Source organism: Prevotellamassilia timonensis (genome assembly GCF_021531665.1).
In the GTDB taxonomy this organism is placed as follows: domain Bacteria; phylum Bacteroidota; class Bacteroidia; order Bacteroidales; family Bacteroidaceae; genus Alloprevotella.
Map to the genome: position 1 here is coordinate 1 of NZ_JADYUH010000050.1, position 21,123 is coordinate 21,123.

The window sequence follows — 21,123 nt, forward strand, 5'->3', positions numbered from 1 at the left end:
ACCCATAGTTTTCACTATAAAAATACCCCTCTCATTGAGAATGCAACGCAATCTTAAATGAAAGAGCCGTGTCTCTCACATGAAATATTCCTCCAAAAGAAGTGATTTTCTCAGATTTTATTTGTACCTTTGCTACGCCATTGAAGTTTTTGCTTGTCTTGAAATGCAGCACTAAGGTAAGTGAAAAATCTGACATGGCAAAATCCTGGGCAGTATTTTGTTGCCCAGGAACTTAAAAAGAAAGTTAAACTAAAGTACTGCGGAAATTAGGTTTAATAAATAAAATTTTGATATATGGAGAAATTAGAAGATAGAAATTCGCAAGAATTTAAAGCTAAAGAAGCAACTTTTTATAGCGATTGTCAGATATACACCTCTGATATAGAAAGTTGTCGAAAGACCGAAGATAATCCTTATATGTGTGAAAGTAAAAAGGCCGAGGCACATGAGAAAAGAAAGGATCTTGAAAATAAAAGGCAGTTGCTTATTGATGAGTGGAAGGAGGAACATGGAGAATATGATCAAGAGAAAGCATATAGGACCAGGATTGATGGTAGTAAGATCCCTTCACAATGTTATGGAAATTATTGGGTAGCATTGGAGGAGCAAGAAAAGAATGAAGAGGAATGCGAGTGTGAAGATGAAGTGGATTATGATATGTAAGTTATCATTTGTATGGGCGAAGCTTTAATAAATATATTCATATCTATATTAATATGGATTTTCTCAATAGTAGTTTCTATTGCGAAATTCTTGTTTGGCTTAATAGCTGGATTGTTTTCTGCTGGAAGAAATGCTCAACGGCAAAAGTCCATTATTAAGATAAGAGATACCATATGTCAAGCACATAGGGACAATGAAGCTATGTTGCAAATGGTGAGCGGGATAATCAATACCCTTCCGGAAAAAATTGAGGCAAGTGATAGGAAATCATTGGATGATCAATTAGCATATTGTAATCAAAAAAACACATCTTTAACTCTGGCTAAGGATAACATCATTCGCGATTTAAGTAACGGGATTCCTGCGAATGCAGATGATTTGATTCGCAAATATAAATATATAATGCAAGAGATTGCAAGTATTCATTATGCAATGTCTCAAGATTACCTTGATGCTATTTCAAAGAAATATCAAGGGGATGCCTATTTTATTAATTCACTATTAACATTCTCAAGAGTCAATAATTTGAGACAAACAGAGAATTGTTGGGAGTATGACATGAATAATATCCATTATCGACTAAGCTTGGATAATATTAGACATGAAATTGTCATAAATGCACTACCTCAAGATGCCATATATTTTGTAGATAGGCCAGGACGCACTTACCCCGTACCTGCACCAAATACATCACATTTACCTTTGTATTTCAATGCTGACCATAAATTAGAATATACATCAGTACGAAAGGTGTCGGAAATAACTCATTATGATGTTTACGAGTATTTCGAAACAGTGCATAGATTAATGAAAAGTGAAAATATTAGCGATTATGCACACAAATCGGTCTTAACTCGTAGCGATGCTGAAGATATTGAAGATAATTATCAGTCTTATTTCACAAGTGGACGACTTAAACAAGTTGCACCGCCCCCTGTAGAATATTTGACTGATAATGAAAAAATGCCAAATGGTCGTCAACGTTGGGCTCAATTGCCAGACTTGGCTAAATCAGGAATGCTTTCTCAAAAAGGATTCATTATAGGTAAGATGGGATATGGCTCGTTTATACATACTGGCGATTATAGTGGGCATATTCTTACTATTGCTTCTACAGGTAGTGGTAAAGGTGTTGGTGTCGTTATTCCAAACTTACTACGTCATAAAGGTTCTGCAATTGTATTAGACCCAAAGGGTGAGAATTACATTGTTACTGCGCAGCAGCGAAATCGGCTCGGTAATAAAGTATTTTATTATGATCCATGGGATGTAATGAATTACTATCCGGGTGTAAACCATGCGAATACCATTAAAGCTCGAATTAATCCTTTTGATTACTTAAAAATAGAGGATCCTGATTTTATTGATAATGCAAGAGCTTTAGCTTCTAGCCTTATTGTAAGAGATGACCCTAGTGCCTCTTTTTTCTACAACGAAGCAGAGACTTTTCTATTCCGTTTGATTGTTTCTGTGTGTGTAAAATACTCCATTAGGAGTTCTGAGAGAAACATATCAAAAGTTAGAACATTGCTTACCCTACCTCCTTTTGAAGCAGGCAGTTTAGATGAATGGATTGGAACAGATGTAATAAATGACAGAAAGATTCCAGATCATCTTAAAGTGATACCAAAAGAATTGAAGTCATGGTTGGCATTAAATAAAAAAGGTAAGGCAGCTGCTTTTACCAACACATATAGTTTTTCTTTGCAAGCTACAGATTTTGTTTCAAACCAAGGTGTTGCAGACTCATTGAAAACATCAAATATAGATATGATGCAGCTTAAAACAAATCCACAAACATTGTATCTTATAATGGATTTGAAAAGATTGACAATGAATAGTGCTGTTTATAAGCCTTTCATTCGTTTTATTGTAACTACTGCAATGTTAGGTGCATCGGTGAGAGTCGGAAGTGTTAATAAACCAAAAGATCGTGTTTTTTTCTTACTTGATGAAATTGCACAATTGGGAAATCTTCAGTATCTCCCACAAATGCTTTCTATATATGCAGGTATGGGAATTACAGTATGGACCATATGGCAAGACATTGCTCAAATACAAAAAAACTATGACAAAGAATGGTCGTCTATTGTAAACAATTGCGCCGTTCAGCAATATTTTGGTGTAAATGACAATGATACTGCCGAGAATGTTTCTAAAAAGGCAGGAAAAACGACAGTATTTAAGAAAACTATGAGTGTTACAGACCAAGTAAGCGGTAGCGAATCAACAACGGTAAGTGAAGGCGCTTCTGTTGCCCGTGGAACAAGCAATACTCGTGGAACTAATAGTGGGTATTCATACCAAGGTTTTAATTACACCTCATCAGGTGGCAGTAATGAAAGTTTTAGTGAAAATGAGACATATACAAATAGTTACAGCTTTTCTAAATCGATTCAAGTTGGTTGGTCAAAGAGTAAGGGTGAATCTGTAACACAAGAAGTCATAGACCTCATTACACCACATGAAGTCATGAATGCCAATGCATATGATGTGCAATTAGTATTCTATCAGGGGAAATTAGGATTCCCTATTTTAAGTGGAAAGATTAAATATTTTTCAGACCCAGAATATCTTAATGAATATGGGGAGAATTTAACACGTGAAAGAAATTAATAACCTTAAAATTATAGATTATGTCAAAAGCAGATGATTTAAGAAATGAGCGTGATGCCAGATTAGATAAGGCAGAACATGATTATCGTAGCCATCAAGATGCAATCGCAGAAGAAAAAGAAAAAGTAAAAAGCCAAGCAGAGGAAAAAAGTGCGAGGGGTGAAAATTGTGATGCAGAGATGTATCGATATAATGAATTAGGTCGTCAAGAAGATGCTAATTTTGATAATTATAAATCACAACGTGAAGAGATATATTCTGAATACGAAGGTCAAATTGAAGAAGCTGAGCAACAAGAAGAGGCTGAGCAAGATGAAGACTATCAGATCTAATGAAGTGTTTAGTTTGTAATAGTACAATAACAGGTCAATATTATCAAGACTATTGGGGAAATAAGGTTTGCCAGAGTCACATTGATAATCATGAAGTTACATTTTGTATTTCATGCGGTTCTTTTGTGCGCTTTAGTGACAGTACTGGTGACGGACGCTCACTGTGTAATTCCTGCATGGCAAGTGTTATTTCTGATGCGGAGCAAGTAGAAAAACTAAAGAAATATGTCCTGCGTAAATTTATGGATATTGGAGTGTTTTTCAATGATAAGTTCCTTGATTCTGTAAATATAGATATTGTATCGCCACAAAAAATGGCAGAAATACGAAAACAACCTGTAAATTTTCAAAACAAGGGACTAACACAGACCCATTCATGTAATACTTTAGGAGGAAGATTCTTAGGATTTAAAGACAAATTTAAGCATCACATATACATGCTGTCATATTTGCCCAAAATTGAATTTACAGCAACATTAGCTCATGAGATTTTACATATATGGCAAATAGAGAATGGAATCCAACTCCCACCATTGAAGTGTGAAGGCTTGTGCAATATTGGTTCATATATTATATATGAGAATATGAGTGCTCAGAAAGCATCGTACTATAAAAAGAATCTTATGGAAAGTCCAGATCCCATTTATGGAGATGGATTTAGATTGATTTATAGTATATATGAGCAATCTGGATTAGAGGAACTTTTTGAGATGGCAAAAAACTATAAACTTTAAATACTACAATTATGGATAATACTAAAGAATTTGAGGACTTTGATATTGAAGTCAATGAAGTATCTCAGTCTAATGTAGAGGAGGTTTTGGAAGAAACTCCTATTGAAACTGTCTCTTCTGAGGAGTCAGTCGAAAGTGAAAATATTGTTGATTCTGAGCCTGTTGATAATTCTCCAACAATTGAAGAGGAAGAACAGCAGCCAATGGAATCAACCAATCCTAATGATTTGATTAATACTCTTCTTGAGCGTATAGAAAGTCTTAATCAACAAAACGAGTTGCTACTGAAAAAATTTGATGGCAAGATTGCAGAAGATGAGCATAAGGCTCAGTTGTTTGATAAAATGTACAATGAACTTCAAAACTACAAGACTGATTTGTACGCAAAAATTCTTAAGCCATTCATATTAAGTACTATTACTCTTTTAGATGATACACATACTTTTATAGGAAAACTGGGAGAAAATGAGTCTGCATTGGCAGAAAAATATCTAAGAACTATGCCCGATGATTTGATTGACATTTTGGAATCTAATGGTGTGGTTTTATATGAAGATGATGTTGACAAATTTAATCCTAGAACTCAACGCGTTGTAAAGCAGGTACCAACAGATAATCCAGATCTTGATAATTTCATTGTCAAGCGTATACGTAAAGGTTATAGCTGGAATGGTGTAAATCTTAAACCGGAACTTGTTTGGATATATAAATTCAAACAAGAGGCTTCTGCAAAAAACGAAAATCAATAATTAATAGTATTAAAAATATACAATTATGAGCAAGATCTTTGGTATCGATTTAGGTACAACCTATTCATGTATTGCATATGTAGATGAATATGGAAAGCCCGTAACAGTTCCTAATCAAGAAAATTCTCCTGTCACACCATCGGTAGTGTTTTTTGAAACGGGAGGTAGCGTTTCTGTTGGTGATGTAGCCAAACAAGCATTGGAATCAGACCCAGATTTGGTGTGTTCAACCATTAAACGTCAAATGGGTAATGCAGATTTCGTCTTTAACGCTAACGGAACTGATTATAAACCAGAAACTGTTTCTTCTCTTATTCTTGCAAAGCTTGCTAAAGATGCAAGTGAGAAATTGGGAGAAGAGGTAAAAGATGTTGTAATCACATGTCCAGCTTATTTTGGTTTGGATGAAAGAGAGGCAACAAAGAAAGCTGGTGAAATTGCAGGCTTGAATGTCTTAAGTATTATTAATGAACCAACAGCTGCTGCTATTTCTTATGGTTTGAAAGCAGAGGAAGCTCAAACTGTAATGGTTTATGACCTTGGTGGTGGAACTTTTGATGTTACAATTATTAAAGTGGATTCAGGAGTGATTGAAGTTATTGCCACTGGTGGAGACCATAATTTGGGTGGTAAGGACTGGGATGCTGAAATCCAAAAATATGCAATAGATCAATATGTGCAGCAAACAGGAGGTAGTGCTGATGATATTTACGATGATACTGTCGCTCTTGGTGACCTTGAATTGAAGAGTGAGCAAGCTAAAAAACAACTGTCGCAGCGTGAAAAGACTTCATTCCGTTTAAATGGAGCAAAGATTGAAATCTCAGTTGATCAATTTGAGAATAATACAGCTAGTTTGTTGCAAAGTTCTATAGATAAGACTAGAGATACAATGAATGAAGCTGCGGCTAAGGGTGTAACCCATTACGACAAGATTCTTCTTGTTGGAGGTTCGACATTTATGCCGCAAGTAAAGAAGCGTTTAGAACAGGAGTTTGCTGGCACACCTATCGAGTTCTGCGATCCAAATGAATCTGTTGCAAGAGGTGCAGCTATTTATGGTCAGAATTTGGAGGCATATCAAAAAGCTTTAGAGATTGCTCAAAAGACTGGCCAGAAAGTAGAAGAGGTTATTGAGGAGGCTACTACATCTCAAGTTGGTGGCTGGCATTTACCTAGTGGTCAAAAGCCGGTTGTTGTTAAGAATGTTGTAAGTAAGAGTTATGCTTTGCAGATGCAAGACCCTGATACACGCGAATTAAAGCTTTACAATTTCATTTTTAAGAATAGTGCTATTCCATTGGACGTTGCTATTTCTGCGTCAACAGTAGAGGCAAATCAAGCATCAGTATTGTTGTCTGTTTTTGAAAATGATTATGCAAAAGGTGCAAGTGATGGAGATATTGTTAATGATGATGATGCTAAACTTTTGGTTTCTGATGAATTGAAACCTCTCCCAGAAAACTTGCCTGCGAATGCACCAATTGATGTCATAATGAAAATTGATGAGCAAGGATTACTTTCTGTTGATGCAAGAGATGTAACAGGCGGTCGTACCGTACATATGGAGGTTAAACTTCAGAGTGTCATGAGTGCAGAAGAGGTTGAGGAAGCAAAATCTCAGGTTAAAGCATTGAAGTTAATGTAAAGATGGAACATTTCATTGGAATAGATTTAGGAACTACTTATTCTGCTGTCTCTACAATAGATGAGTACGGGAAACCTATTATTTTAAAGAATTGTGATGGAGAACACTTGACTCCTTCTGTCGTATATTTTGATGACCACGGCAATGCCATTGCGGGTGCAGAGGCTAAAGAAATGATGTTGAGTGGCGAAGATAATGTAATCATGTTCTTTAAGAGAGAAATGGGTAATCCCGAATTCTGCTTTAATGTAAACGGTAAGGATTATTCTGCGACAGATTTATCTGCGATCCTGCTACGAAAATTAAAATCTGATGCAGAGATTAGTCTTGGTTCTACAGTTTCTAAAGCAGTAATTACCGTTCCTGCATATTTCAATGATTTGCAACGTAATGAAACAATTAAAGCGGCACAAAATGCCGGTTTAGAGGTTTTGAGAATTATTAATGAACCGACGGCTGCTGCTATTAATTATGGAATTACACGAGATGTAGACCAAAAGCTTTTGGTTTATGATCTTGGTGGTGGAACATTTGACGTCACCGTTCTTGAAGTGAAGGACGGTGGCATCAATGTCCTTGCTACAGGAGGAGACCATTCATTAGGAGGAAAGGATTGGGACGATTGTATCATCAACTATATTACTGATCAATTTGTACGTGAGTTCGGAGAAGACCCGAATGATGATCCTTTAACTTATAATGATTTAGCTTTCAATGCTGAAAAGTTGAAGAAGCAATTATCCTCTACACAGTCTGCCTCTATGTTAGTTAGATACGCAGGACATAGACAGAAATATGAAATTACTAGAGAAAAATTTGAGGAATTGACTGCGAACCTTTTGCAAAGTACTCAAGAAAAGACAGAGGAAGTGCTTCGTGAGGCGGGATTAAGTTGGCACGACATCTCTGGAGCCCTATTGGTTGGAGGATCAACCAAAATGCCAATGGTTGAGAAATGGGTTCAAGAAATGTCAGGCAGAGCACCTCTTCGTGGTATTAATGTCGATGAGGCAGTTTGTTTGGGAGCAGGTATTCAGGCTTCTTTAGAGATGGCAAACCTGAGTGTTCGAAGAGGTTTGCCGCAGGGAACATTCCGAAAGTTATCATTACCAAGTGGCAAGAATTTACAGATTAAAGATGTAATGAGTCATAGTCTTGGTGTTATAGCTGTTTCGGATGATAGAACTCAATATGTTAATTCTATTATTATTGAGAAGAATAAAACAATTCCTATATCAGCTAAACGCTCTTTTTGTCATAGAACATTCTCTAATAGTACCAACGATTTAGAAATATATTTGACACAAGGTGAATCAACAGATGTTCATGATGTACTTGTTGTTTCAAAATATGTTCTTAAAGGGATACAATATGTTCCTGGTAATGTTACCAATATTGACATAGAATATTCGTATAATGAAGACGGGGTCATTAATGTTTCAGGGTACCAAACTGAGACATCAATAAAGTTAGTTGCCGAAAAGGCAGGACTGCCTCAAAACATGATGTGGCTTTTTGAACGGCCAAAGAGTTTAGCTCTTCCATATTCAAAATATGCAGGACAAAGTTTAATCCCAGGAGTTAAAACCGATGTGTTTGGTAATCCACTGGGATCTGAATATGATTTGGCTAAAGATGGTGCTTTTGAGGGCTACAAAATAGTCATTGTGGATTTGTGTAGTGATTCTGGTACAAATATGCATGAACCATCAAAAGCCTTGCAAAAGAAAGGATTTTCCGTAGTTGTATATAAAGGTAAATTCCCTCTTAAGGAAATTAAGAATATCTTGGATGATTGTAAGTCTCAACTATGGCTAATCGCAGACCGTCGCACTCACTTGTCCAACGAACATTATACATTCATTTATGAATTATTTAATAGCGGAAAGGGATTATATCTATGGTCAGATAATGATCCGTATTTTGCAGATACAAATCCGATACTTTCCAAACTATTTAATTCAAAAATGAGAGGTGATTATCATGGAGATAAGGTTTTGTCTATACAAAAGAAAGATAAAGGACCTGGTATTATTAAAGACCATTTAATTACAACAGGAGTCCAAAATTTTTATGAAGGTATTACAATCTCTAATGTTAGGATCGATGGCGGGCTGAGTCCTTTAGTTTATAGTTCAGATGGCTTGATAGTAACAGCCTATTATGATTTGGACGGAAAGCGATGTTTAGTTGATGGTGGATTTACTCGTTTATACTACAAATGGAATTCGGCAGGTACAGACAGATTTGTGGTTAATTGTGCGGCTTGGTTAGCTAACCTTGAAAGGTTTGGATATTATCCAGAAAAATCAGACACTGAGACATGCAATGCCATTAGAGTGTAAAAAAGAAAATTAATTTTTAGAACGTCATAAACTGATTATAAAGATGGAACATTTCATTGGAATAGATTTAGGAACCACTTATTCTGCTGTCTCTACAATAGATGAGTACGGGAAACCTATTATTTTAAAGAATTGTGATGGAGAACACTTGACTCCTTCTGTCGTATATTTTGATGACCACGGCAATGCCATTGCGGGTGCAGAGGCTAAAGAAATGATGTTGAGTGGCGAAGATAATGTAATCATGTTCTTTAAGAGAGAAATGGGTAATCCCGAATTCTGCTTTAATGTAAACGGTAAGGATTATTCTGCGACAGATTTATCTGCGATCCTGCTACGAAAATTAAAATCTGATGCAGAGATTAGTCTTGGTTCTACAGTTTCTAAAGCAGTAATTACCGTTCCTGCATATTTCAATGATTTGCAACGTAATGAAACAATTAAAGCGGCACAAAATGCCGGTTTAGAGGTTTTGAGAATTATTAATGAACCGACGGCTGCTGCTATTAATTATGGAATTACACGAGATGTAGACCAAAAGCTTTTGGTTTATGATCTTGGTGGTGGAACATTTGACGTCACCGTTCTTGAAGTGAAGGACGGTGGCATCAATGTCCTTGCTACAGGAGGAGACCATTCATTAGGAGGAAAGGATTGGGACGATTGTATCATCAACTATATTACTGATCAATTTGTACGTGAGTTCGGAGAAGACCCGAATGATGATCCTTTAACTTATAATGATTTAGCTTTCAATGCTGAAAAGTTGAAGAAGCAATTATCCTCTACACAGTCTGCCTCTATGTTAGTTAGATACGCAGGACATAGACAGAAATATGAAATTACTAGAGAAAAATTTGAGGAATTGACTGCGAACCTTTTGCAAAGTACTCAAGAAAAGACAGAGGAAGTGCTTCGTGAGGCGGGATTAAGTTGGCACGACATCTCTGGAGCCCTATTGGTTGGAGGATCAACCAAAATGCCAATGGTTGAGAAATGGGTTCAAGAAATGTCAGGCAGAGCACCTCTTCGTGGTATTAATGTCGATGAGGCAGTTTGTTTGGGAGCAGGTATTCAGGCTTCTTTAGAGATGGCAAACCAGAGTGTTCGAAGAGGTTTGCCGCAGGGAACATTCCGAAAGTTATCATTACCAAGTGGCAAGGATTTACAAATTAAAGACGTAATGAGCCATAGCCTTGGTGCAATAGCAGTTAGCCAAGATGGTAATCGTTATGTCAACTCTATTATTATTAGAAAAAACAAAACCATACCAATATCAGAAAGTCGTTCTTTCAAACATAAAACAAGACGAAACTCTGGCAATGAAATGGAAGTTTATCTAACACAAGGTGAAGGTACAGAGGTAAAAGAGTGTACCGTTGTGGGAAGATACATGATTAGAAATATTGAATATGTAAATGGAGGAGAAACCATTATAGATCTTCAATATTCTTATGATGAAAATGGAGTCATAAATATCAATGGCTATCAACAAGAAACAAGAAGACATTTAGTTGCAGAGAAGTTACCATTACAAAATGATATGTCCTGGTTGTATGAGAAGCCTAAAGGCAAGATTGCTATGAATATTATTTTGGCTATCGACATTTCGGGTAGTATGGCTGGAAAGCCTTTAAAGAATGCATCATCTGCAGCAATTGAATTTGTAAATAAGTTAAATTTGGAAACTTCATCTATATCAATTGTAGGCTTTACTGATAGCGTAGTTGAATATTGTTCATTATCGAGAGACATAAAAGTTATAGATAAAGCGATTAAAAAGATGTCTGCAAGAGGTGGGACAAATAGTCCTCTTGAGTTCTGTTATAAAAAACTCAAATATTCTGAGGATAAACCTATCGTTGTAGTTCTTACAGATGGAGAGTGGTTCGATCAGAAGGATGCAATTGCAACATCTGATAGATGTAAAGATGCTGGTATTGACATTATTGCTATCGGTTTTGGTCATGCTGATGAAAAGTTCTTAAGACGGATCTCAACTATTTCTGTAATGACGGATCTGGAGAATCTTGTAGAATCTTTTAGCACAATAGCTCAAGAGTTAACCCAATCTGGTAATGCTAGTAGTTTGAAACTTAATATTTGAGGAACCTATGGAAGAAAATATATATGATTTTTTAGGATTAACCCCTAAGGATGGCGAAGCGAAGGTAAAAGAAGAACTTGAAGCCCAAATAAAGAAGTGGACGAATCAATTGACTCGTCAGGCAGCCCGCGCAAAAGCGAAATTGGAAGTACTAAAGCGTTTTAAAGCAGAATTAGGAACTAACCCTAATATGCTAAAGGAACATGCTGACAAATATACAACTTTGATTGCCCAGAAAAAACAACTGCAAGAAAAATCTATCAGAGAAGATGCATCTATATATGTTGTTAATGGACAGATAGAAGAAGCTGCATTGGCTGAATTGGCAAAAAAGAATTCGGTTTTCTCAAAAGAGGAGATTCTATCTATTATTGGTGCAACTATCAAGAAAAAGAAAGAGTTTAAGTATAAGGAAACAGGTAGTGGTCGTGAATTGGATCCGGCCTTATTTAAACGTATTTTAGAAGATTTGGCTAAGGTCAAGAAGCGAGATCTTTATGATTTCTTGTGTGTCCCTGCAAATGCTCCATCTTCTTTGATAAAACAAATTTGTGATGAGAAATATGCAGAGAATCAAAAAAGGCCTGCCAATGATGAAAAAACAATAGTAAATAACCTTGTTGCTCATTGTAAAACCCAACTTTTAGATGCTGGCAAACGTGCAGATTATGATTTTACGTGTGGCAATCAAGTATTTGCAGATGTCCGCTCAAAAATAGAAAGAATAGCATCCGGCACAGATCGAATAATTCGTCCAGAACAGTATAAAGCTTTATTAGAAGAATGTACCAAGAAAGGTATGCCTTATGATAAAGCTGAGTATATGATATATAACACAGCCGAACAGCATAAAGTGACTATTGTCGAACCTTCCGATAATAGCAGTATGCAGATGTGTCGATTCTGTGGTACGTTAAATTCTAAAGGTTCAAGAGTTTGTAAGTCTTGTGGCTTGCCCGTAATTGTTGTATGTCCTAAGTGCGGTAGAGAGAGTTCAGATCATAAGGAATTGAGATGTATCAAATGTGGTTTTGTCATAGGTGATTTCCCTAAAGCAGACACTCTTGTAAAAGACTCACAAACTGCACTTAAATATAATAATGTAGATGAGGCTATAAGATGTTTAGAGAATGCGGCCAACATATGGCCTAATCATCCAAAGTTGCTAGAGGTTGTTAGTGCTATAAAAAAGTCACAATCTGCTATTGAGTTAGCCTTATCCGAAGTAAAAAAATTATGTGGTAAGCATGCGTATTACGAGGCATCTACATTGTTAGGCAAAATTGGATACGGAAAGGAAGCAACATTGCTGAGAAAGGAAATAGAAAGTGCTGTTAATAATGCCGATGCTTTAATTACGAAAGCAAAATCAATAAGCAACACTAACGAACAGATTGATTGTTATATGCAGGCTCTCTCAATCTGTTCCGACTGTGCTATTGCAAAAGAAAAATTACAATTAACACCTCCTACTGCACCTACTAGTATAAAGGCAGAGGTGAAAGGAAACATTATCCATATTGAATGGTCAAAACTACAATCACAATACATCCAATATCTTCTCATCCGAAAAGCAAATGGAAGACCAAGTAGTCCAAAAGATGGGGAGGTTGTTTGTGAAACATTGAATAATGCTGTGGATGACACAAAATCAGAAGCAGGTGTTAGTTACTATTATGCAGTGTATAGTAAATGTGGAGATGTGTTCTCTTCTCATGCTGCAATAACAACGACGCCAGCATTGACTGTTATTGATATAGATCCTAATTCAATTTCATTAGATGTACAAGAGAATCAAATAGGATTCAGCATACCTTTCCCTAATAGAGCTAAAAGTATAGAAATATATCGCGATGGAACCTTAATTAAAAACCTGACAGGTTCTTCTTATATGGATTTCAACCTCAAACCAGAACAACCATATACTTATAAGTTTATAACGATATATGAGGACTGTACTCAGAAAAAGCATAGTTCAGCAGGAATAACTCAAGTCATTCGACCAATGTCACCACCTAAACCTGTCAAACTTGTAATGACAGAACAGGGTGATATTGTTAAATTATCATGGGACAAGCCGAATAAGGGAACACTTTACATTTTTGAATCAGATAAGACTTTTGATATTTTAGAGAATAATAAAGTAAATATCGATAATCTTAAACATCGACAGCTAGATATTTCTGGAAATTCATATCAACTACGAAAGAATTTTAGTGGAGTAAAATACTTTTTGCCCATTATTGTTCAGGGGAATATTGGAGTTGCCGGAAAAGAGGTTAAATTGGTTTCTATCATAAAACCATCTGGAGTTAGTTTTGATAGAAATGAAACATTTGTACTAGTCAGATGGAAATGGGATAATATATCTTCTGTAAGAATCCAAGTTCAGGTAGATAATGGTAATGTTCAAAAATATGATATAGACTCACCTGCATCCTCAAATTATAAAGTTGAATTGCCACAAAAAGCAAAGGCAATCAAGATTGGTGTTGCCTCAAGAATTCATGTGGGTAATGAGGTCCTTATTGGAGAAGATATAACCCAGACCATAAGTCTTAAAGCAGTAAAGATTAACTTTAAAGAGGTAAAGAGTGAGAGTCTCTTTGGATTTTTATCTAAAGACAAATACAGCCTTTCTATTGAGAGTGATTCCATATTACCTTGTAAGATTGAACTATTAATTGCTGAAAATTTTCCTCCCACAAACCTTGTAAATTATAGAACACACTTAACAATTTCTCCCAATGAGTTAAAACCAGGCTGTGTTTTGAAAAAAGAATTCAAATACGCAAGGATGCAGAAAGGTAAGCCCGTGTATTTTAGACTTATTGCTGCAGATAGAGAACTCGCAAAACAAGTTGTGATTATACCTGAAACAAGACAATTAAAATAATAACATATGAGTAAGATAGTATGCCCTTACTGCTTTGATACATTTGAACGAAATGAAGTTATGTTCCGATGCAGTAATGAATCTGGATGCAAAAAAGGAGATGATCCTGAATTGCATAAGTTTTGGGGTAACATTCAAAACGAGTGTCCTAGTTTTAAACCTAAATTTTCTTTTGGGAGCTTGTTTGGAAGTATGCCCGAAGGTGCAAAATGCCCACAATGTGGAGAAAAATCATATTTGGTAATTTGTCCACATTGCCATAATAGGATTCCTAAGCATATGGTTAAGGAAAAGGGATATATCATATCAATCATTGGAGCACGAAGTAGTGGTAAAACTAATTATATTACTACTCTTATTAATGAATTGTTTCATTATGGTCATTGTTTAGGTAATATTGGAACAACAGCATCAGCAGTAGCTAATAAACCTGAAAATAATACTCAGGAGCGATATGAACGAGACTTTTTTAACATTATGTACAAGAATAGCAAGTGTCCTCCTCAAACAGATATAAATGACCCCAAAAATAGGATTCCGTTAATCTATGAATTGGGGCAACAAGGTAAATCTCCGATTTACTTAGTATTCTATGATACTGCTGGTGAGAATTTCGCAAATCCCAAGAATATTGCATCTAATGTAAAATTCTTGAATCAGTCTGATGCTGTAATATTTCTTTTGGATACTTTTTCTATCCCTTATGTACATGATAAGTTAAAGGCACCAATGGGATTATCTGATATAGAATTGAGATATGATAAGATTATATCTAATTTGATTACTCACTTTGAGGAGGGAGACCGACAAATTAGAGATGCTCATTATAAAAAGCCGATGGCTTTGGTATTCAGTAAAATTGATGCAATTCTCAAAAATGATGAATTGTTTCAAAATACAGCGATTCCAGGTATGTCCATTGAACGCAATAGTTCATTCTTAGATGGTAGTGGCGTAAACTTGTCAGATATTGATAGTATAAGTGATGGTATTAGGGCTGGACTCAATTCTTGGAATGAGCAAAATTTCATTAATAGTATGGAAAACCATTACAAGAATGTTAAATATTTTGGAATTTCAGCCCTGGGAGGTATGCCTGATAAAACAGGTAGTATTAATAATCTGAGACCATATAGAGTTTTGGATCCACTTGTTTGGATATTACATCAATTTAAATATTCATTACCAATTGTAAAATAAATCAGTTTCTTATGAAAATATTGAATTACAAAGAGATTTATTACACATCGTCAGAGCGTTCTATTATTACACATTCTGCGGGAATTGGTATTCGTACCTATACAACTGGTATGGATTCACACGAGGCCTCTACTATCGCTGAAAAATGTGTGTTTGGATATAGTTTGGATGATAACAGAAAACTAACATTTGAACAAATACAGCAAAATCCGAGAATCGTATATGATTATCCTCCAACTTATATTTATCACAAAGTTATATTAGATAGTGGCTCTATCAAATATGTTTTGGGCCGGACAATATACCTTGGTATTGATTATGGCTATTTCTGTAATAGGAATGAGGCTATGAGAACAGGTACCAATTATTTTACTCATCTTTTGATCTTTGATGAGATGCCACCAATTTCTGTATTGGCAGAAATTGATCGCAAAAGTGTTTTCACTCCTATAGACTATACCTGTACGCCAGACAATGTGGAATTAAGAACCTTATTGACTGGTGAACCCCAATTACTTTCTCCCAAAAGTCTCCAATGTGAGACAAGTTGTGAATATATAATTGATGCTGAATTTGCATATTGCGTCATAGGATTTTTGCAATCATATTACAATATCATAAACAACAAAGAAGATAGCCTCAAAAAGATTATTATAAAGGCTCCTGCTAAGCAGACTTCTGAATTAATCAAGAGAATGTCTCTTCTGCCACAATTACTTAATGGAGAGAAGACATTTTTGTCGAACTATATGCAGGGATATGGTGTACCTGATGACTTTAATATGATTTTTGTAAATGAGTTTAATAAAAATGAACTCTATGAAAATAATCATATCTGTGTAGATATATTCAACAGAACTACTACAAACATTGATGATAATTATATCTATAAGAAGATTCTTGAGTTGGGCGGTGAAAATGATAATGTTACAATTCAGAAGTTAGTCAATTATTATCTTGGCTTAGACTTAACTAAAGAGTTGAATTATCAATTCTTGTATAATTTATTTATAGCAATTGAATCCGATAAGGATATACTATTGCAGGATATTTCACAAGATTTCATTAACCAATTGAATAATGTGCATTTGTCTTTGGTGCAAGAAACCGAATTGTGGGAGAAAATTAATGGGACTATAAATTGTGGCTTAACGTCTAAAAAAGGTTCGGAAATAAACCAGGCAATAAATATAGTTGGTTATGTTTTGCCTTCTAATAGACGTAATTTAAAAATAACACAAGAGAGTTCAACTTGGATTACCAATGTTATTTTTGGAGAGAACTCATATCTGTCTAAAATTGTCAACAAAGATAATATCGAGATTGTTATGGCTCTTGTTGACAGAACTAAAATTCTGTCAGACAATGCTTTCTATAATGCACTTAAACAGTCTCAAGATACAATTGTCTGGGCCAAGTTTATTCAGTTCTATTATGCAGATAGTCTAAAATTGAATATTGGATCTGTAATAGAGAACGTCTTAGCATCTGATTTAAAGAAACAAGAAAAGGAAGATTTAATTAAACGATTGTATCCTATTGATAGATGTCAAAATGAATTATTGTCATATATCTTAAATCATACTTATCGTATTCCTGAACTAATAGACATTGTAAAGACAATTTGTTTGAATTCTCGTGAAGAATGTTTTTCGTTAATACTGAAACATAGTAATTATGATGCAAGTATTATCAAGACTTTATCTCCAGTTGTTTTATCATACTATGGAAAACAAATAGATGCAGAAGCTAATGCTGGAATGAAAAACTTAATTTCATTTATAGATAAGATTTCAGTAGATGTATTTAATATGATGGGACTTACGGAATTGTTTGACAAGTACATCAGATTGAGCATGGACAATCCTTTAAAAGAAACAAAAAAGGTACTTAATGGTCTGTTGTCATACAATTTAAAAATTGATCGAAATACATCTGAGCAAATTGTAATTTTGAACAACTTGTTTGACAATGAAATTCCTAAACGAGTCGATGTAAACATCTTATTTACAGCTCATAAAATGGATAAAGGTGCTGACTATATTCGAGATTTATATGAAGCATGGTTAAAGACACAACCTACATCTAAAGATCTGAGAGAATACATTAAAGGTGTGGACTATTTGTCTTCTGATATGATTGAAGAAATAATACTAGCTACTTGGGAATCAAGAACTAGAGTGATTCGTGAGAATCGTGAAGATTATGTTTTGATTATATCTGATAATTCCAAGTGGAAGAGTCGAGATAAAAAGTCATTTATCAAATTATGTAGAGACAAAGACTTAGTTCGCCATCTTACTGATTCTGATAAATTAATTAAAAAGATAACAAGAAAATTTCTTAACCTATTTAAATGTAAATGATGAAACTATATAAATTATTCATACTGACATTATTGTCAGTTATAATTACTTCATGTAGCCAAGATAAAGCGAGGTTCACTCCCTATACTCCAAATTATTATGAAGTAAAGGGCTCTGCTAAATCAATAATTGAAAGAGAGTATTCAAATAAGTCAAAACTGATTTACACAAAGCAATGTGATTTTGACAAATCTGGTAGATTAGTATCTTTTAAGCATATCGTAGATAAGGATACGGTAACACGATTTATGCACTATGGAGATAATGGTCGGATAGAGAATATTCAATGGAATGAGATAACTAAATATACTCCTGAATTCAATGAATTTGGTGATTTGATAAAGGAGACATATATAACCGGCGAGAACAATGGATTTAAATCAGGCTTTATTCAAGAATGGGGATATGATCTAAATGGTAATATAATTAATGAAAAGACTTGTTACATAGAATCTGATTGTTCTTCTGTTGAGTATTTGTATGAAAATAACAAGCTTAAGCAAGTTAAAGAATACAATTTGGGAGAAGAGATTCATTATGACTGTGATACGTTAGGTTTAGTAGTTTCTAAAAAGGTATACGACGAGGCAGCTAATAAAATAACGAGTCAGAGTACGTACAAATATAAGTTAGATAATAATGGTAACTGGGTTGAAAAGATAGAGAGAGAAAATAGACGTCTGAAATCAACCGTCAAGCGTGAGATTTTGTATTATTCAGAGGCAGAATTGACTGCGTCCAATACAGCAGAGCAAACAAGTGTTTCTACAAAGTCATATATAAATATAGCGTTTGTTGACAATTACATAAATGATGTTTTATCAAGGAGTGTTAATCAGGCTGATTCTCCTAGTAGAGTCTTGTTTATTATACTTATCGTTTGTACCATCATAGTAACAGCTAGAAGTTGGTATATGGCTTCTGATTTTGTCTTCCATAATTTTACCGGACACATTCAAAACAATGGAATGAAGAGATTATGGATGTATAATCACGAACCTTATACAAAGGCCGGCACCTTATTGTTAATTGCATTGGCTGCATTTGTTGCTTCAATTATTCTAATTCTATTAGTTGGGGTTGTTATTTGGGGCTTATTGTGGGGTGTAAAACTGATCTTTGGGGCGATTATCATTATTGGTTGGATTTGCCTTGTTGGAGGTGTTCTTGCCTTGTTTGGTAAGGAACCAGTAGGCTGTTTACCTTTAATAATCGGTATTTTAATAGTAAGATATCAAGATACAATTAAAGAAGTAGGAGAAGACCTTGTGACATGGGGATTTGAATTTATGCAGAGTGTCAACATGTTTAGTTGGGGCTTAGGAATATTCAAGAATTATTGGGATGTTATTCTTGTAATATTCTTTACTCCTATGGTTCTGTTCTTGGCTTTCGCAGTATTCGTAATATCCTTAAATATGCTTCTAAATGGATTTGAGTTCATTGTAACAAGAATATATAGTATCAGAAGGCCTTGTCCTGTTTGTGGTTCAACTGCTACTCCCGATTATATTGTAGGTGGAAAGCCTCATCCAGTAAAACTACATCCCGGTGTTTATGGTGTATTTACTCATAAATCCCCTGTAACAGGAAAAAGTATTCCTACAATGTTATTAAATGGAAGAGGAAAGGTAACACGTAAATGTAAGAAGTGTAATTCATTTATAAATGCAGATACAGATAATACTATTGGAACAGAAATACACATTGGTATTGTAGGTCATCGTTCATCAGGAAAATCATATTTGTTATATAGTGGATTATATTCTTTGATGAGTTCATATCCTGAGCGTTTCTCTCAAATTGATGCCGATAATGATACGAGAATTGAGAATAAGAAAAAGCGTATTGATGCACGCGATGGTATTCAAACCGACGTGGCTAATAAGTATCGTGCTATTCAATTGATATTAAAGAGTAAATTGCGTCCTGTACCTTATCATTTATTCTTCTATGATGTTGCAGGTGAGAAATTTAATGCTAGCTCATCAAGTCATAAAACTGCGATGGATTTTTATCGAAATGTACAATCTATTGTGTTCATTGTAGACCCTAGTATGCTTGATATTTCAGGAACTCCTGCAAGTGCAAAATTTGTGGATTGGCATAAGAGAAATGCAAATGCAGAAAAGTATAGAATTGACGGTTCTTTTGCTGTATTGAAAGATATTCTTGAAACTGTTGGCAGAAAATCTAATAAGATTGACTTCAATTTCGTATGTACAAAAACAGATATGGGATATCTGCCTGAATTGGGCTATTCTAAGACTCCTGGAGAAAATGAAATTGAACGTTTCATATCTACAGAATTGGGACTCTCTAATTTGATTAACTCAGCAAGAGCTGGTTTCAAAAATGTTCATTTCTATACAGTGAGTGCAATTGAGTCAGACAAGTCTAGACTGAAAAACTTGTTTATAACACTGTTAGAGCAAAGGAAAGTAACTTTATAAAATATTAAATACAGAAAAAGGGAATAGTATGTTATGTTTTCATTTCTATATTATTCCCTATTACTGTCCGCTAAACATGTTTTTGTGTCGAATAATACGGTTTTTGGCGAAAGACAAGCCCCCTCTTAAGAGGTAACAACGGCTGTCCGCTAAAAATTCCGTCTCTCACACGACATAAACCTAACCGTGAATGGCTATATTTGCTATTTTGAGGCATATTCTGTCCCTTTACAGCAACCCAAAGACTACTTGTGCGTCCAGTATATCGGCTGTCCGAGAAAATAGAAGTCCCTGAAATCTCCAAAGATTTTTAGCGGACACCAATAATTATTCCCTTTATATCAATAGTTCGTTAAAATTCAACATATGGCCTAACGACTATGCCGCACAGCCAAAGAGTTCTTTGAAAATGTGATTAATTATATTGCTGTCCGGTAAAACTTTTTGAGACGATTAAAATTAGGGCTGAGTACCTCGCTTGGTATTCAGCCCTTGTAGTTACCTTTGCGTTTTCTCGGGTAACAACGATAACTATGAACAAAGGTACACATTTTAGCGGACAGCCGATGTATGGTCAGTTAATAGATTTACTTGACAAAGACGAAATACTCAAATTCAGCCGTGCACATCATGGAGAACGCTACGTGAAGCACTTTGATGCCTTCCAACATCTGACAGTCATGCTTTACGCTGTCATCAGAAGATTCGACTCATTGCGCGAGATTTCAGACTCCATGTTTCCCGAGTCTCGCAAGCTTGCCCATCTTGGCATAAGCACGATGCCTAGACGCAGCACATTGTCGGATGCCAACGCCCGCAGGTCTGAAAAGGTGTTTGAGGACACTTACCGCAGCCTATATGCCCGCTACAAGGACTTACTTTCCTCGGACAGCCGAAAGCGGCAGGTTCCATCATGGCTCAAACGACTGCAAATCATAGATTCAACTACCATTACTCTGTTCTCCAATCTCCTATTTAAAGGTGTTGGCAGGCATCCCAAGTCCGGGAAGAAGA

The 21,123-nt window shown here is 35.3% G+C and carries 13 protein-coding genes; all 13 read left to right on the forward strand.

Annotation, left to right across the window (positions count from 1 at the left end):
* Positions 1 to 294 precede the first annotated feature (294 nt).
* A complete protein-coding gene (locus tag I6E40_RS08340) occupies positions 295 to 663 on the forward strand; it encodes a hypothetical protein (RefSeq protein ID WP_235386585.1) in 369 nt (122 codons plus the stop codon).
* Between the two features lie 12 nt (positions 664 to 675).
* Complete coding sequence (locus I6E40_RS08345; RefSeq protein ID WP_235386586.1) at positions 676 to 3,279, forward strand: type IV secretory system conjugative DNA transfer family protein; 2,604 nt, start codon at positions 676 to 678, stop codon at positions 3,277 to 3,279.
* A 20-nt stretch (positions 3,280 to 3,299) separates the two neighbouring features.
* The gene (locus I6E40_RS08350; protein ID WP_235386587.1) at positions 3,300 to 3,611 is read left to right on the forward strand and encodes a hypothetical protein; all 312 of its coding nucleotides are present in this window, start codon (positions 3,300 to 3,302) and stop codon (positions 3,609 to 3,611) included.
* A complete protein-coding gene (locus tag I6E40_RS08355; RefSeq protein ID WP_235386588.1) occupies positions 3,611 to 4,345 on the forward strand; it encodes a hypothetical protein in 735 nt (244 codons plus the stop codon). The genes I6E40_RS08350 and I6E40_RS08355 overlap by 1 nt, the downstream gene beginning before the upstream one ends.
* Before the next feature lie 11 nt (positions 4,346 to 4,356).
* Positions 4,357 to 5,094 (forward strand): nucleotide exchange factor GrpE, encoded by a 738-nt coding sequence (grpE, locus tag I6E40_RS08360; RefSeq protein ID WP_235386589.1) that lies wholly within the window; start codon positions 4,357 to 4,359, stop codon positions 5,092 to 5,094.
* A 25-nt stretch (positions 5,095 to 5,119) separates the two neighbouring features.
* Positions 5,120 to 6,742, forward strand: coding sequence for an Hsp70 family protein (locus I6E40_RS08365; protein WP_235386590.1), 1,623 nt, complete (start codon positions 5,120 to 5,122; stop codon positions 6,740 to 6,742).
* Positions 6,743 to 6,744: 2 nt separating this feature from the next.
* On the forward strand, positions 6,745 to 9,087 hold the full coding sequence (locus I6E40_RS08370) for an Hsp70 family protein (protein ID WP_235386591.1): 2,343 nt from the start codon (positions 6,745 to 6,747) through the stop codon (positions 9,085 to 9,087).
* Between the two features lie 43 nt (positions 9,088 to 9,130).
* Positions 9,131 to 11,194, forward strand: a complete 2,064-nt coding sequence (locus I6E40_RS08375; RefSeq protein ID WP_235386592.1) for an Hsp70 family protein — start codon at positions 9,131 to 9,133, stop codon at positions 11,192 to 11,194.
* 7 nt (positions 11,195 to 11,201) lie between these two features.
* A complete protein-coding gene (locus I6E40_RS08380; RefSeq protein WP_235386593.1) occupies positions 11,202 to 14,090 on the forward strand; it encodes a zinc ribbon domain-containing protein in 2,889 nt (962 codons plus the stop codon).
* A 6-nt stretch (positions 14,091 to 14,096) separates the two neighbouring features.
* On the forward strand, positions 14,097 to 15,290 hold the full coding sequence (locus tag I6E40_RS08385) for a TRAFAC clade GTPase domain-containing protein (RefSeq protein ID WP_235386594.1): 1,194 nt from the start codon (positions 14,097 to 14,099) through the stop codon (positions 15,288 to 15,290).
* Between the two features lie 11 nt (positions 15,291 to 15,301).
* Positions 15,302 to 17,656, forward strand: a complete 2,355-nt coding sequence (locus I6E40_RS08390; protein WP_235386595.1) for a hypothetical protein — start codon at positions 15,302 to 15,304, stop codon at positions 17,654 to 17,656.
* Positions 17,653 to 20,109, forward strand: coding sequence for a phage holin family protein (locus I6E40_RS08395; protein ID WP_235386596.1), 2,457 nt, complete (start codon positions 17,653 to 17,655; stop codon positions 20,107 to 20,109). Before I6E40_RS08390 ends, I6E40_RS08395 begins: the two co-directional genes overlap by 4 nt.
* A 533-nt stretch (positions 20,110 to 20,642) precedes the next feature.
* The coding region (locus tag I6E40_RS08400; protein WP_235386597.1) for a DUF4372 domain-containing protein at positions 20,643 to 21,123 on the forward strand (481 nt) is incomplete at its 3' end.